The organism is Sphingopyxis sp., from assembly GCF_036675685.1.
In the GTDB taxonomy this organism is placed as follows: Bacteria; Pseudomonadota; Alphaproteobacteria; order Sphingomonadales; family Sphingomonadaceae; genus Sphingopyxis.
In genome coordinates this window covers 1-16,063 of the sequence record NZ_JAKFEM010000059.1, presented here as the reverse complement: position 1 = coordinate 16,063, position 16,063 = coordinate 1, and the positions used below count along the sequence as shown (strand labels likewise).

Below are 16,063 nucleotides of genomic sequence, written 5' to 3'. Positions count from 1 at the left end.
AGCGAGGCCAAGTTGGAAACGCGAACATAGCTTGGAAAATTGCGGAATATATGAAAGCCTCACTGAGGCGGCATCCATTCGGATGATCCGTTCGGGCCTTGGGGGAGAGGCACGCTATGAGCATGTTCCGGTGGTGGCTGCTCGCATTGTCTGTGCCTGGAATGGCATGTTCCAGCGCCGAGGCCCAGATAGAGCCGCCGGCACTGGTAGCAATCGACGCGCCGAAAATCCCTGACACTCCCGCGGCGCGTGTGAAACTTGTCGATGAATTGATAGCGCGCTCGGAACCACTCTTCTTCAGCCACCGCCTGCCGTTGTTGAGACAGGCGCTGGCCATTGCCATGTTCGACGGGCCTTCGCCGACAAGTTTGGATATTCGTGCGCGCATCATCGAATTGACGAGTCTCGATATCGCCAATCGCCACGGCCTCCGGCTTGAGGGCGAACCAGGATGGCGCGGATCGAAACGAGGCTCGTCGGTTCGCGGGAAAACCAAACGCGATGCAAGGTCACCACTCGATGCCGACGAGGAGGCTGTGATCGCCGAAGTACGGCGCACGCTGGATGATCATCAATCCATCGACTGGAGGGCAGATCCCATTACGGCGCGAGCTGTGACCCGGCTCGCGCAGATCCTGATCGATGTAGGCGACGATACCGACGCACGCATCGTCCTGAAGCGCGCAGTCGCGCAGCGCCGTACACTTGCTGGACATGCCCCTTCCGCCGAATATGGAGAGGTTCTGCGTATGCTCGCAGCATTTCAGCTCGACGGCATGGCAGAGGAACGAGCTGCTGCTGAAGGCAATCTGCTGGCGGCTATTGCGCAATTCGGCGGCCTTTCCCGCCCCGATACAAGAGCTGTGCAGGAGCTCGAAGTCCGCCTCGCTCAAATCTATGAAGAGCAAGACGACCGGCGGGCGGACGCGAGGGTGTTGCGTAACCGGCTGCTTGGCGAAGCCCGGGCCACCGGCTCACCGCGCGAGATTGCCACGGCGCTGGCAGGGTTGGCGAAGGTCGAGACGCTGGACCAAAAGCCAGAAGCCGCCATTCCATTGCTCGTCGAGGCCATCGCAATGGCCAAGCCTGTCGATGACGCCGCCGCGATGAAGCAGGTCGAGGTCCGCCAGCAGCTTGCCGACATCTATTATCAGCAGACGCGGCCTGCCGATGAACGCGAGCAGTTTCGTGCGGTCGTCACCTTGCTGCGGGAGCGCTTTCCCAAACGGCTTGACTGGACGCGGCCTGCCAGCACGCTCGTGGCCCTGGACCGACAGCTTGATGACGATGCGGCCGTTATCGACGACGCGCGGCTGCTGCTGGCTGCTCTGCCGGCCGGGGCTACGCCGATCCGGCTTCATGCCATCGCAAGCCTTTCATCGAGTCTGCTGAATCTTGAAGATTATTCTGCCGTTGTAGCTGCTACCGATGAAGTCGCTAGCACCGACAAGGTGTCAGGGCAGCCCTCAAGGCTTCATCTGGCCTCGTCGCTACTCGATCGCGCCGTGGCAATGCGTGAGCTCGACCAGTTCGATAGTGCTGATCCACTCTATCGCCAGATATTCGCTATCCGCCACGACGACCTGCTGCAATGGGGGATCAGCGAAAGTCTGATCTATTCGAAATGGGGTGAAAATTCGCTCTACGCAGGAAACGATGGCGCGGCTCGAAGCTATTTTGATAAGGGGCAGGCGGCGAGCGCCGCCGAAGCGGGGCCCGCATCGATCGAACATGCCCGGTATCTGCGAGACCTGGCCGATGTTATCACGGCATCTCCGCGCCGCAGCGAACAGAATGACAATTTGCGCGAGGCCGAACGGCTTTCGCGAAAGGCGATGTCCATCGTCAATGTCTCGCCCGATGCAACCGGGCAGGACCGGCTCGATACGGTTAGCGCATTGGTGGACGTCCTCGCAGCACAATCTCGCCTCCCCGAAGCCATCGCGCAGTTCGAGAAACTGATCAAACGCGAGCGCCGCTTTGGCCGTGCGGGCAAGCAAGTGTTACGCGTCCAGAACGCATATGCCAATTTTCTGGCCAATCATGTCGGCTCTGCCGCTGCGCGTAGCGTACACCGCGCGATGTTCGAGACGGCGCTTGCCGCTTATGGCGCGGAAAATGAAACGTCGATCACAATCGGCCTCAACTCCATGGCCGTCGATATCGACCTTGGTCAACTGGAGCATAATCATTTTGTCTATGGCGCGTTGTTCGGCGACGGAAAAAATGCGGCGAAGGTCGAGCGCTCACTGGCTCTGGTGATGCTCGCCCAGACCGAGGCGAGCGCCGGGAACGCCGAACAGGCCCAAATTCTTCTGCGGCAGGCAGATGCGGCCGCGCTCGCCTCATTCGACCCTGGCCTCGGCGTAATCGTCCAGGACGGAATCGACGGCCTCATCGGGACGCGAAGAGGTGATGATGCGATGCAGCTCCCACTGCTCAAATCTCTCGTCAGCAAATGCGGCACCGGGCAGTCGCCCGAATGTGCCGATTTTAGGGCTGACTACGGCCGGCTCCTCAACCGAACGGGAGAGGCAGCGGAGGCACTGCCCTATGTCGAAGCTGGCTTGGCTTTGGCAGAGGCGGAGCAGGCCAAGCTTACGGGCCGTGATTTCCGTAGTCGGCGACGCGTCAGCGACCGGATCGCAGCAGAGCAATTCGAGCGCTATGGCGCTTTTCTCGACACTCTTTGGTCCGCGCAGCCTGTCGCCGAAAGCGAAACGGCGCGGCCGGTCGACCCGCGCGTGTTTCGTGTCGCGCAGCGCATCACCAACTCGGAGGGAGCGATCGCCATGGCGCTCGCGCAAACGCGCATCGCTGCGGGCAAGGGGGAATTGGCGACACTCATGCGGCGGCGGCAGGAGATCGCAGATCTTTTGAATCGGGACGATGAAAGCCAGCTTGCAGTCCGCCTCCGGAACGTCGCCTCGCTGCTTGGGACAGCGAAAGAAGCATTTATGGCGCCGCGCCAGGATAAGAAACTCGACCGCCGAGCTGCGGGCCGTCTGGCCGTCGAATATGCTGAACTGGACAGGCGCATTCGCGAGGGCTTTCCGGAATATGGCGCGTTACTGGCGCCGGTTCCCGTCGCGTTGAACGACGTCCAGTCCGCGCTTGAACCCAATGAAGCCGTCCTTATCGTCGGGCAAGGCGATACGCATCTTCATGCAATTCTCGTCACACAGAAGACGTCCGACTGGCGGCGCTCGACCACCCGAATGGACGAGATCGCAGATCTAGTCGCCACTTTGCTCTGCCACGCTGACATAAAGAAATGCCCTGGGTCCGCGGTAAGGCGGATATTCGGATCGGCGGCGGCGGCTGACTATACGCCATTCGATACCGCCGCCGCTTATCGCTATTATTCTCAGACTTTCGGCCTGTTCGAACCGCAGTTGGCCGGTATCGACACAATCTTCTTCGTTGGCGAAGGTGATCTGGCGCAGGTGCCGCCTGCTATGTTGGTCGCGGCTCTCCCCAACGACCAGGAGACGCGGTGGCTGGCGGATCGGTTCGGGCTGATCCGCTTGCCCTCGGTGTCGGCGCTCCTGTTGAAGGATGGGGAGAGCAAGGCGCGTTGGTCGCGCGAATTCGAGGCCTACGGCGACCCTGTTCTGGATGGCCCGCCCCCTCGTGGAGATCATGTTTTTATTCCGGATCGCGGTGCCGACGGGATCCAACTTGCCGATGTTCGTTTCCTGCGCCGGCTTAAACCGCTGTCCGGCACGCGCCGGGAGCTTGAAACGGTTTCACGGCTGTTCCCGAGCGAGGCTTCCCTACTCCATGTCGGACCGGACGCGACTGAAGTGCATGCTCGAGCGAATGAGGGCTTGGCAAATGCGCGCATCATTTCCTTTGCGACACACGGTCTTCTCCCCACCGAGGTCAAGGGCGTGGATGAGCCGGGCTTGGTGCTAACCCCGCCCGCGAACGCAAGTGCAAGCGACGACGGGTTGCTTACAGCATCGGAAGTGACACAGATGCTGCTGACGGCAGACATCGTAATCCTCTCGGCCTGCAACACGGCTTCGGCGGAGCGGGACCGGTCCGCGGATAGCATGTCGAGCCTTGCGCGGGCTTTTCTGTTTGCCGGCGCGGATTCCATCCTCGCAAGTCACTGGCGCGTCTCTGATGAGGCCACCGTCATTTTGATAACGGAGATGCTACGTCTACGCCGCGGTGACGCGGAAATTTCGCGCGCCAAGGCGCTCCAACAGGCGATGAAAGCAGTCCGGACCGGACTGCGCGAGGACGGATCGCGGATCGTTGGCTGGCGTGACTATTGGGCTCATCCATCGGCCTGGGCATCCTTTGCCCTAATCGCCAACCAAGACCGGTGATGGGCCGGATGTCAGAGAAAGACGCTCAAAGCGATCCGACCGCTACCGGCCAACTTGAGCCAACCAGATCAACCGCAAGGTTATTGGGCGTTGGTCGTCCCATTTGACCATGGATCATGCTAGCGGCGTCCGCGATAGGGCTCGCAGGCGATGCCGTCTCCATCGCCGTCCATTTCGGGGCGATAGCCAGGCTGCCCGCGGTAGATTGGTGCGGCGCCTGCGGCGCGGGCCTCGTTGCAGCCGCGGAAATAGACGACCGAGCGATGCTGACGCGTGAAGGGCTGGCGCGGGCTGTCGGCGGGCGGTGCAGGTCTCGCCCGCGGCGCGGGATGGGCGGCGCGATAGTCGCCAGGCAGCTAAAACTCCGAATCCCAGAGTCCGATGCGCCGACCGCGGGCACGCGCCTCGTTGGCGACATAGAAGGTCGAGAAATGTGGCAGGGCAACGGCGAGCCCGGCATCGATCATCGCCGCTGAGAGATCGGTATGGCCGATCCGGCAGGTCGCAACGATGCGGCCATAATCGTCGATGTCGCGCTGCTCGCAGCGAACCGACTGATCTGCAACGAGCGTAGAAAGCTTGCCCGCGGCTTCTCTTCCACAAGTCCATGGGGCGCCGGCGCGTACGCAGCCTTGGTTCAACTCGGGCGCGTCCATACCGTGAAGGCGAACCACGATGCCCGCCATGTTAAGTGTATCACCATCGACGGCATGCGCGGGGCCGCTGACATCCTGCGCACGGACGATGCTGGGAGCGAGCACCAAGCCGAGTATCGACGCCGCGAAGATAATGTGCTGCATTGCTGATCTCCCATCGGCGTGATTTGTGTGATCAGTCTATTCACGGGCGGCTGTGATTTAAAGGCCACTTTGCGAGTTAGGTTCCCCCAAAGCCGAAGGTCCGGTTTCGGCCAAACTAACTCCGCATCACAGGTGCGCCATTCCGCCGACGAACGATTAGGCGCTGTTCTTGCCATTTGTTCCGAGCACATTGCCCTGCTAGAGGCCTGGTGAGACAGCTTAGCTTTCGAAGGGAAATGTGCATGGAAGATTCCGAAACGCTTGTCACACTGACTGCGGACATTGTTGCCGCGCTTGTCAGTAACAACAGCGTTGCCATATCGGACTTCCCGCTGATCATCCGCTCTGTGCACGATGCGCTTGCGGGTCTTGGCACCACCGAAGCCCCCGAAGTCAAACAGGAACCCGCCGTCTCAATCCGCGCCTCGGTGAAGCCCGATTATATTGTCTGTCTTGAGGACGGCAAAAAGCTCAAGATGCTCCGCCGCCACTTAATGACGGCATACAACATGACACCTGACGACTATCGGACGAAATGGAACCTGCCCAAAGACTATCCGATGGTCGCGCCCAACTACGCCGAGACGCGCCGCACTCTCGCAAAGGCGATCGGCCTCGGAACCAAGGGACGCGGCGGCGGCCGGAAGCCAGCCGCGCGCGGCCGCGCCAAAGCAAAATAGCCTGATCGAACACGCTCCGGACGGCGCCATGGCAGGGTTGCTACTCCCGCGTTATGCCGCGAAGTATCGCGGCCGCGTCGATGAGCCGACCGAGATGACCGCGCGATTATCGCCGGTGAGATCGATCAGATCGGCGGACGGGGTCCGATGCTCCGTCCGTTCCCCTATTTGCGTCCGAGAGCCGCCAGTCGGCTGTAGGGCCGTCCCTTCACCGGAATCCGCGAAGTTCTTGCCCCGGCAACGCAAAGTCCCGGAGATCAGGTCGGACCGCGCCTCGCAGAGGGGCGATCGATGCTATGGCTTGATCCCGTATTCCGCATAGGTCTTGTCGATCTCGCCGTTCTGAAGCCGGGCGAGCGCGAGGTCGGCGAGTGCGCCGACCTTGTCGTCGCTACGACCACGGATGATTCCGCGCATATAGAGCGAGCCGGGCTCGCCAGGGCTTAGCTTCAGTGCGGCATCCAGATCGGCGCGCGCTTCATCGGCCCGGCCGAGCCTGAAATAGATCATCGCCCGGCTGTCGAGCACAGCAGCGGCATTTTCGCTAAGCTCGATCGCGCGAGTGCAATCCTTGAGCGCGACGTCGAGCTGGATCTCGCGCGTTCCGCGGAGCCAGCACATCTCGTTAAGCAGACGAGGGTCGCCGGGCCGCTCGGCGAGCGCTTCGGCGAGTAGCGCCGCGCCTTCGTTGGCGCGACCTGCCTTGCCGAGCGCGTTGACCTTAAGGCCGACCCAGTCGCGCTTGTCCTTCGCACTTGCCATCTGCTCGTCGGCCAGCGCGAGGGCGTCGTCGGTACGGCCCAGCTCGGTGAGCAGTCCCACCTTCTGTGCCAACGCCTCCACCGATCCAGGATCGAGCGCCAGCGCCTCCTCGATGTCGGCGAGCGCCGGAGCATTGTCGCCGAGCATAGCCTTCAGCCAGGCGCGCCGTTGATAGTTGCTCGCGGTGGGCGCGCGCGCGATTGCGGCGTCATAGTCGGCGATCGCTGCCTTATAGTCGAAGATGCCGCTGTTGAAGGCCGCGCGGTTCAGATAATTGCTCGCGTCGTCGGGATTGTCGTCGATCGCCTTCTGGTAGGCGGCGAGAAGTGGGGCGAGACGCTTCCCCGCGCGAGCGTTGGCGATTTCCTCGACCCGCGATGGATAGCCTGCCGGCGCGCGTACCCGAAATTCGCTTTTCTTGATCGCTGCCGCCTGCGCGCGAGCGCCGGGAAGCGCGTTGGCGGGCAACTCGACGCCCTTCGTCCACAGGCTCTCGAGGTCTTCGAGCCGATTGCCGTTGAGACGTGCGTCGCGCCTTATGACGAACCCGGCGATCTCGCGGTCGGTCCGCGCTTCGCCTTCGGCCGTGAAGGCGGCATCACGCGGCAACGTCAGGCCGAACCGATACTCCATCGTCATCGGATTACCGGTGGCGACCGGGATGTCGCGCCAGGCGGGACGCGCCCGATCGATATCGACCTTGAAGTCCCCGACTATCCCCTTGATCGGAAGATAGGGCTGCTCCTCGCTGCGATTCCAGGGTAGATTGCCGATGCCCTTGGCGCGGATCGTGGCGAGGCCTTTCTTTTCGTCGACCTCGATCGAGCGGCTGTAGATCACGCCATTGTTGACGAACTCGCCAAGCGCACGCTGCGCGAGCTCGCGAAGCTGATCGGGCTTGGCCTGCGCCTTCACAGTCGCCAGCGGCGCCGCCATCGCACCGCGGACCGTGAAGGTGAGATCGAAGAGCGGCGGAAAGGCGGTGCCTGCCGACTGGTCGTAATCGATCGCGACCGCCATCTGCGGCCGGGCGGGGCGCCGCTGCGGCAGCGCGGCGATATCGTGACCCTCGCTTGTCAACGGCAGCGTGAAGCTGAAGGGCGGCACGTCGGCCAGATCCTCGATATGCGTACCTGCGGTCGTGCCGTCGAGCCAATAATCGGTATCGTCGATCTTGGCGTCGACGATGACATGATCGAAGGCGCCGAGTGTCGGCAACCGGTCGCGCAGCAGGTCTCCGAGCGTCGAATGGACAAGCGCAGGTCGTGCCTCGATGCCCAATCGGTCGAGTATGGCGAGCAACAGCAGCGTCTTCGCCTTACAGTCGCCATAGCGGAGCGACCATGTCGCCTCCGGCGCCTGCGGCACATAATTCCCGTTTTCCATTCCGCGATAAAGGTAGCGGATTTCGTTCTGCACAAGACGCAGCGCAGCATCAGCACGCGCCTTCGGATCGATGGTCGCGGCGGCGATCCGGTCGACCTCGGTCGCGAGCGCCCCGCCGTCCTTGATCGTGCCCGCGGTCGCGTATACCGGCGCAATCGTCCGAGAAAGATCGGTCCAAGACGCGAAGGTCGAGAATTCGAGCCCCGGCGCGCGGCGGAAGCGCAGCGGCGCATCCTGGGGCATCTCGTCCTGCTTGGCCAGCGGGTGCGACTGAGTGAGGATGTGATAGCCGGTCTTGTCGCTCTCCAACGGCGCGATGCCCTTGCCGAACGCCTTCCATTTGACGGGCAAGTCCTTCGGCCACAATATCCGCACCGACCCCGCCGCAATCGGCGCGGGTTCGGCGGTTAGATCGACCAGCGCCTCCCCGTTGCCTTTGAGCACCGTTGTGCGCTCGACGAGGGTAGTTGAAAAACGCACCGTGTCGCCGACGCGCAGATCCTCGATCGGCGCGGTCGCAGTCAGCTGCCCATTGATCGCACGCTGCTCGAAATCCTTCTCGCGTTGCAGAACGTTCAGTTTCAGTCCCTGCGCGAGTAAGTTGATCGGTTTCCCGTCGCGGATGATCTCGATGCTGTGGATAATCAGATCGTCGCGGTCCGGTTGCCATTCGAAGCCCATGTCGCTCCAGTTCCGCAACACCTCGGCCGACTGGATGCGAAAGGCGCTGTCGGTGAAGGTTGAGCGTTTGTCGCCTTCGATCAGCACCTGCTGATCAGCGAGGAGCCAGGGCCGCGCGTCCGTGCCTTCCGTAAGCGGAGCCTTGTTCGGCACAACCCAAGCGCCCGGCGGCGCATAGATCGGCGCTTCGGCCGCCGCCGCGGGCATCGCAAAAGACATCGCCGTAGCGGCGAGATAAGCCCCATATCGCAAGATGTTCACTCCCCTGTGGGAAGGGCTCTAGCCAAATGTCGCCGGGGCAGCAATGTACGATGGTGCGCAATTGGCGCTAATTGGAATGTCCGCCTTTTGCCGTTTCCGACCTGAAAGCCGACCAGCTGCAACCGGCCAAGTCGAGCCGGACAACACACTCCTTCTCGGCCGACGGCGGAAGGCTTGGCCAACGATGCGACCCCAAACAAATCCACGCAAGAATGAAACTGCCGGGAGAGGCTGCCGCTTTCGCGCTTGAGCACAATGGCGTTCCGAACTGGCTCCAGTCTTCATCAAATGTAGGCGCTCTATGGAACCTTCGCGGCAATCGCTTCGATCTCGATCAGGAAGTTCGGACCTGCAAGTCCGGCGACTTGCACGGTAGAGCGCGCCACCAGATTGGGATTCTCAGCGGTGCCGAAGAATTGCTTATAGCCGTCGTTAAAGCCCGCAAAATCCATCTTGCCGCCCAGCTTCGGATCGCCGGTGACGAACACGGTCAGCTTGACGATGTCGGACATCGAATAGCCGAGTTTCTCGAGCGCGGCCTTGATCTTGTTGAAGGTGCTGATCGTCTGCGTCTTGGTGTCGCCGAATGCCTCGATGCTGTCGGTCTTGGCCGGATCGATCGGGGAGGCGAGCTGGCCGCTCAGAAGCACGATCTCGGCGCCCGGGGGAAGGGTGACGCCGCCGAGGATGATCGCCGGCGGCGGATTGGTGTGACGCACGATCGCCGGCGGCGCGGGCTCTGCGGCTGAAGCGGTTCCGCAGAGCAGCGATGCGGCGATCAAAATACTCAAGCTCTTCATATCCATCTCCCTAAATTGCGGCGGTTCGGCATGGAGCTTTTGGACCCCATGCCGATCCCCCCTCAGAACTTGAAATTTACGCGCCCATAATAATAGCCGCCATTGATGCCGTATGGGCTGAAAGTCAGCGGCGCGTCGAGAACATTGCCGCCGTTGACCAAGGTCGAGTTGGTCGTGCCCGGTACAAGCGCGACGGTCGGCGGCCGCTTGTTGAACAGATTATTGCCGCCGATCGAAATCGTCAGCTCGTCGGTGAGGTCGTACCCGAGTTCGAGATCGGCAATGAACGCGGTGCCGATCACCTGCTTGTAGAAGGTGCCGCCGTCGGGGCTCGTGAAGTTGGAACTCTTGCCATAGACTGTCCCGCGCGCCGTCGCGGAAAAGCGTCCGAGCGACAGATCGGCGGACGCGATGACCTTCAGCTTGGGCGATGCCGATTCCAGGTTGCTTTGCGCACTGGCATCGAACAGCGGGATCCCGCCGAGCGTCGCGGGCGCGGCGGCGAGCTTCGTTATCTTGGTCTTGTTGTAGTTGCCCGACAGCGTCCACGCGATACTGCCGCCATCGAGGTAAGTCGTATAGCTCGCCGTCATTTCGAGGCCCTGCGTCCGGGTCGTCGCGCCATTGGTGAAGATGTTGATGCCGGTCTGGCTCACCGTCGGATCGAGAATATTGCCGTTGGCAATGATCGCGGCGGTCACGATCGGAAAGTTCGTCGCGCCGCCGCTCCCAAAGATCGATCCGGTCCCGAGAATGCGGTCGCGAATCCGGACCTGATAGGCGTCGAGGGTGATCGTCAGGTTCGCCGCTGGCCGCAACACCACGCCCACGCTGAAGTTCGTCGATTTTTCGGGTTTCAGATTGTCGAAGCCGATCAGCTTGGCCGCGGCGGAGTTCGCCGGAAGCTGCACGAACGCCGACGTGGGCGAGACGTTTGTCGCCGAATAGAAGGATTCGGCCAAGGTCGGCGCGCGAAACCCGGTCGAGACGGTGCCGCGCAGCGCGAAGGCGTCGCTAAAGTCGTAGCGGCCCGTGCCCTTGAAAATGACATTGCTGCCGAAATCCGAATAATGCTCGTAGCGGACAGCGCCGTTGAGTTTCAGTTCCTCGACGGGAGACGCGGCGATATCGAGATAGACCGACTTGTTGTTGCGCGAATTATAGCCCGCGTCCGAGGGGCGGAAACCCGGATAGGACTGGCCGCCTTCCTTGTAGATCGACGCTGGATCGCCCGACCCGATCTCATAGGAATTCTTCCGATATTCGAACCCGAACGCCACGTTCAGCGGCTCGGCCATGCCGGCGTCGAATTCCTTGCTGAAATCGGCATTGGCGGTGAACTCGCGGGCCTTGAAGAAGCCGTTGTAGAAATCGAGCGGGGTGAAGTGCGTGTCGATGAACAGCGAGCGGTTGGCGGAGTCGAGCGTGTAGATCAGATTCTTGTCTTCGCCATAGGTCGTGCTGAGATCGAAGTTGATGCCGCCCAATGTGCCGCGAAAGCCGCCGGTCATCGAATAATCATCCTCGCGAATACCCTCGCGCGGGCTGAAGCCTGTCGGGAACGGGATGAGCTCGCCTGGCGTCGTCAGCGTGCCCGCGACGCCCAGCACGGGCGAGGCGATGACGCGGTCGGGAACGCGGAGATTCTCATACGCGCTGGCGATGCGCTTGCTATACGATCCGAACGCATAGGCCTCGACGTCGCCGAAATCATAGGCCGAGTTGAACTGCACGTTCGTGAGGTGCGACTTTGCGTCGCCATTGATCTTGTTGACGAACGGAAAGCCCGGGATGTTGCGATAGAGCGCCTGCTGTGCGGCCGACAGCGCCGGGCTGGTCGTCGTGGTCAGCAGATTGCCGTTGATGTCGGTGACGCGCCGGTCGAGCCCGCCGATCTGGGTGAAATCATGGTAGCGGTGGAATAGGGTAACGTTGATGAACCCGGCATCGCCGACCCGCGTTGCAAGATGGATCGTGCCGGCGTAGGTATCGCCGCCGACGTCATAGTTCTTGCCGGCCGTTGCATAGCCGGAGCCGCCCTCGTCATCGTCCTTCAAGATGATGTTGATCACGCCGGCGATCGCATCCGAGCCATATTGCGCCGCAGCACCATCCTCAAGCACTTCGATCCGCTTGATCGAGGAGGGGGAGATCAGGTCGAGATCGGCCGTCGCCGCGCCCTGATAGGGTCCGCCGAGAACGGCTAGGTTGGAGGTGCCGTGCCGCCGCTTGCCGTTGACGAGCACCAGCGTGTGATTGGGGCTGAGGCCGCGCAGACGGGCGGACAAGGTGAGGTTCGCGGTATCGCCGCCGAAGGCCTGGGCGGTAAAGGAGGGCACCAGCTGCGTCAGTATCTGGTTGAGGTTCGGCTGGCCGACATGGCCGATCGTGTCCTCGCCCAGGACCTTGATCGGCGTGGGGCTCTCGGCGACTGTCAGGCCGGACGTGCGCGTTCCGGTGACGATGATCTCGCTGCCGGCTTGGTCGTCGGCGGCTGCTTCTGCCTCGGCTGCAAACGCCGTCTGGCTCAGCGAAAGGCCTGCCACGGCGATCGCGATATGAGAAATGACCCCTATTTTTTTCATGAAACGGCCCCTTGTTGTTATTGCTTGCGGTGGCCTCTCCGATTGCGGGTCATGTCTGCGCATGACTCCAAAACTGGTTGGAATGGGTCAGGCTGCCTTTGCCGACCGGGTCGGCGCTCGGTCCGACACTTGCCCGGCAAGCGCCGCGACGGCGGCATGGGCGGACTGGATGGCGCCTTCCTGCCAGCCAGGCGTCTGGCTCAAGGCCGCGCCCGCAAAGAAGATGCGGCCATCGGGCTTGTTCAAAAGCCGGAACTCGGGCGTGTCGATATGCGCTTCCTGCCGGCCCGACTGCCCCGGGTTCCAGCTCGGCCAAGGGCCCAGACTGAACGGTACCTTTTTCCAGTTCACGACGAGTGGATTGACGCAGTCATCGCCATGACCGGGATGGGTTTTCTCGATCGCGGCGCGCGCGATTGCGATTTGATCGGCGAGTGGCCTTTTCCGGAACTCCGCCGCTTTCGGGCCGGAGGAATAGCAGCCGAGCAGCATCCCCCGCTCGCTGTGCAAATTGGCCGATGGATACCAGATCAAGCTGGTGTCGCCGCCGACGAAGGTGATGCCGCCATAGATCTGGTCGCGCTCCCAGAAGCGCGGCGCCTCGAACGCGACCTTGTTGCTGTCGTCATAGGGGACGGCGGCAATCGCCTGTGCGACGGGCTTCGAAAAATTGGCGTCGATCTTCGCGAGCACCGGGAACGGGATGGTGCAGACGATATAATCGCCCTTGACCGTCTGCGCCGCGCCGCTTGGCCGGTCGATGTACGTCACCGAGACGCCCTTCGCATCGTGCCGGATGCGCCGCACCTCGGCATGGCGGATCGCGCGGCTCTTGAGGTTGCGTTCGATCCCGACCGAGATCTGGTCCATCCCACCGACCGGCTGGAACATCGTTGCCTGCATGTAGAGCATGTCTTCGAACAGCGACATCGGCAGCTGTTCGTTGGCCAGCAGCGCCGAGAGCGCGGCGGGCTTGCAGGGCGTCTCGAAACTCGATGTGCCCGCGCCGGGCGCCGTGCCGAAGCCCGACCGCGTGGTTCCGTTGAAGGCCCCCTTCTCGTCGAGATCGCCGTAAAAACGCAGGAACGGCATAAGTCTGGCTTTGTCTTCTGCCGTCACTGCCTGGTCGAGTGCGCCCTGATTGATGGCCTTCGAGAGGAGCTCGGCGATATGGCCGCGCGTATCGTTGATCGCGCTGCGCATCCGCACCTTGTTCCCGTCATCGGCGACGAGAAAGGCGGAGCGGCTCGAATTGACCTCGACCTCGAGCGGAACGTCGAACTTCTTGGCGTAGCCGAGAATGCCTTGGTGGAAGCTCGGCAGGCGCGCGGGGCCTGCATTGAAATAGACGCCTTCCGAGAATTTGGCGGTTTGCGTCGCCTCGCCGATCATCTCGATCTTGTCGCCGTCGCGCACCGTCCAGGCGCGCCCGCCGACCCGGCCTCGCGCCTCGAGCAGGGTGACCGAAAACCCTGCCTGTTCGAGTTCGTACGCCGAAACCAACCCGGCTATCCCGGCGCCGAGTATGATGACATGACCATTTTTGCCGAAATCCGGCGGCAAGGCCGGAAGCGCGTTCGCGGTCGAAACGCCGAACAGTCCCAATGATTGCATGGCCGCCGCGGTTGCCCCGGCGCCCCCAGTTATCCCGATCTTTCCCAACAGAACGCGGCGCGTGATCATATTGCTCCCCTGTGCAATGTGTCGTCGCTCTCCCGTTGTTCACCGCGTCAGAAAGTGCCGCGCAGATTTTTGGTATAGATCGTCCGTTCCGATATTCCTGAAAATATCCACATTGTTGTTATTGATGTTGTTGTGTAATGAATTTACGCACGATTACTCATTCTGGCAGCCGATATTGACTGACAGTATTCACCTGCGAGGCCGCTGAATTCTTGTGATTCTTCGAGCGTTTCCAATAAATATTGCAACTGCATGACGCGCAATTGCAAAGATTGCAAAAGGAGATGCAGCATTTGCATCTTTGTGCACTGCAGCAATTTCAGAGGCTTACCGGCGACAATCGAAGAAATACTGCGCATATCGGAGGGCGCCTGCACCTCAACGGACGACCGATTTCGGCGGCTTCAAATCACTGAGCAGCGCGACGACTCCTGTGTCTGCTTAGGCAGATTTCGATCCCAAAGCGGCCCGGCAGCAAACGGCCAAAGCGCCGCGAAGTCGTCTGCACAGCCATAGCCGATCGGTCTTTAGCCACGAGTAGTTCGATTAAGATACGGGAGCCTGTTCGAAACACTCGATCAGCATTTCGGTGAGGACCCTTATCTTTCGAGCGGGATGCTGGTTTGGCGGGCGTATGACATATACACCGGCCGGAGGTGGCGGATACCGTGTCATGATCGGCACGAGTGCGCCGGAGGCCACATGTTCATGGGTAAGGCCGTCGGGAAGGTAAGCGATCCCGAGACCCGCGATCGCGGCGGCGATCAAGGCGGTGCCGTTGTCGGCCTTGAAGCGCCCCTGCGGATGAACCGTGACGATCTTGTCGCCATCCAAGAGTTGCCAGGCTTCGGTGCCCTGCATGAGCGCCTGATGTTCGCCGAGTTCCTCGGGCGTCTCGGGCGATCCATGTGCGGCAATATAGTCCGGGCTCGCGAGGAGATTCCCATATATCGGTCCGACGCGTCGCGCGACCAAATTGGAGTTCTGGAGGTAGCCGACCCGGATCGCACAGTCATAGCCCTCCGCTATCAGATCGACGAAGCGATCCGTATAGCAGGTCTGGATGTTGAGTAGAGGGTGGCGTCGTGCCATCTCCGCGAGCACGGCAGCGAAGTGGGTCGGGCCGAACGTCAGAGGCGCGGAAATCCGCAAGCGGCCACGAAGTTCGCCGGCGGGCAGGATCGTCTCCTTCGCCACGTCGATCTCGGTGCAGACCCTGGCCGCATAGTCCCGGAACGTCGTCCCGGCTTCGGTGAGAGCAGCTCCGCGCGTGGATCGTGCAAGGAGCTGGACGCCAAGCTCCGCCTCGAGCCGGGCAAGCCGCCGGCTGACGATCGACTTGGAGACGCCGAGCCGGCGCGCGGCAGGCGAAACGCCGCCCGCGTCGGCGACTTCCACGAATGTCCGCAATTCTTCGATATCCAATTCGGCGTTCCCCATTCTGCGACACGGCGTCCCGCGAAACGGCGCTACCGCATCGGATATGGGAATGGCAACGTCGATTGGGACGGCGCCACAGCCGGCGCCTGACTCCCGGCAGACCAACTGCCCATTCAACGACAGCAGAGGATAGTCATGACCTTCCGTAACGGCCTTAAATCGCTCCTTCGTCCCGAAGATTCGGTGCTCGTGCTGATCGATCACCAGCCCTACCAGCTCGCCAACCTGAACAGCCATGACCCGCAAGCCGTGGTCAACCTTACGACCGCGCTGGCCAAGCTGGCTAAGGCGTTCGAAGTCCCAACCATTCTCACGAGTGTGATCGCGGGTCGTGGCGGTTATCTCTTTAAGCAGATCACTGACGTCTTCCCGGATCAAGAAGTGATCGACCGGACATGGGTGAACACCTGGCAGGACAAGAACGTGGTCGACGCGGTCAAGGCGACTGGCCGCAAGCAGCTGATCATCGCCGGCCTGTGGACCGAAGTCTGCGTCGCAATGCCTGTCATTCAGGCGGCCGGTGAAGGCTGGGACGTGACCGTGATCACCGACGCGTCGGGCGGGATTTCGAAGGAGTCTCACGAAGTTGCCATCCAGCGAATGATCGCGGCCGGCGCGAACGTGATGACCGTGATGGCGCTCGCT

The 16,063-nt window shown here is 61.8% G+C and carries 10 protein-coding genes; 3 read left to right on the top strand and 7 right to left on the bottom strand.

What is annotated here, in order from left to right; translation table 11 throughout:
* Positions 1 to 116: 116 nt before the first annotated feature.
* Entirely contained in the window at positions 117 to 4,340 is a 4,224-nt protein-coding gene (locus tag V6M50_RS19845) for a CHAT domain-containing protein (protein ID WP_332820312.1), read from the top strand.
* Positions 4,341 to 4,459: 119 nt separating this feature from the next.
* On the opposite strand, the gene V6M50_RS19840 is transcribed toward V6M50_RS19845, so the two are convergent.
* Together V6M50_RS19840 and V6M50_RS19835 are read right to left on the bottom strand one after the other, a co-directional pair.
* On the bottom strand, positions 4,460 to 4,696 hold the full coding sequence (locus V6M50_RS19840; protein WP_332820313.1) for an excalibur calcium-binding domain-containing protein: 237 nt from the start codon (positions 4,694 to 4,696) through the stop codon (positions 4,460 to 4,462).
* On the bottom strand, positions 4,697 to 5,140 hold the full coding sequence (locus tag V6M50_RS19835; RefSeq protein ID WP_332820311.1) for a thermonuclease family protein: 444 nt from the start codon (positions 5,138 to 5,140) through the stop codon (positions 4,697 to 4,699).
* 242 nt (positions 5,141 to 5,382) lie between these two features.
* Here V6M50_RS19835 and V6M50_RS19830 point away from each other — a divergent pair, with 242 nt between their 5' ends.
* Entirely contained in the window at positions 5,383 to 5,820 is a 438-nt protein-coding gene (locus tag V6M50_RS19830; RefSeq protein ID WP_332820310.1) for a MucR family transcriptional regulator, read from the top strand.
* A gap of 294 nt (positions 5,821 to 6,114) precedes the next feature.
* Here V6M50_RS19830 and V6M50_RS19825 read toward each other — a convergent pair whose 3' ends face one another.
* The 5 genes from V6M50_RS19825 to V6M50_RS19805 all read right to left on the bottom strand — a co-directional run bounded on the left by V6M50_RS19825 (position 6,115) and on the right by V6M50_RS19805 (position 15,403).
* Entirely contained in the window at positions 6,115 to 8,901 is a 2,787-nt protein-coding gene (locus V6M50_RS19825) for a DUF3857 domain-containing protein (RefSeq protein WP_332820309.1), read from the bottom strand.
* A 308-nt stretch (positions 8,902 to 9,209) separates the two neighbouring features.
* Entirely contained in the window at positions 9,210 to 9,710 is a 501-nt protein-coding gene (locus V6M50_RS19820; protein ID WP_443030549.1) for a RidA family protein, read from the bottom strand.
* Between the two features lie 62 nt (positions 9,711 to 9,772).
* Positions 9,773 to 12,295 (bottom strand): TonB-dependent receptor plug domain-containing protein, encoded by a 2,523-nt coding sequence (locus V6M50_RS19815; protein ID WP_332820307.1) that lies wholly within the window; start codon positions 12,293 to 12,295, stop codon positions 9,773 to 9,775.
* A gap of 87 nt (positions 12,296 to 12,382) precedes the next feature.
* On the bottom strand, positions 12,383 to 13,909 hold the full coding sequence (locus V6M50_RS19810; protein WP_332820306.1) for a flavin monoamine oxidase family protein: 1,527 nt from the start codon (positions 13,907 to 13,909) through the stop codon (positions 12,383 to 12,385).
* 615 nt (positions 13,910 to 14,524) lie between these two features.
* Positions 14,525 to 15,403: a LysR family transcriptional regulator gene (locus tag V6M50_RS19805; RefSeq protein ID WP_332820305.1), complete on the bottom strand. Its 879-nt coding sequence runs from the start codon at positions 15,401 to 15,403 to the stop codon at positions 14,525 to 14,527.
* Between the two features lie 150 nt (positions 15,404 to 15,553).
* Between V6M50_RS19805 and V6M50_RS19800 the strand changes: the two genes are divergently transcribed.
* Positions 15,554 to 16,063, top strand: a 510-nt coding sequence (locus V6M50_RS19800) for a hydrolase (protein ID WP_332820304.1), incomplete at its 3' end; no start/stop codon positions are given.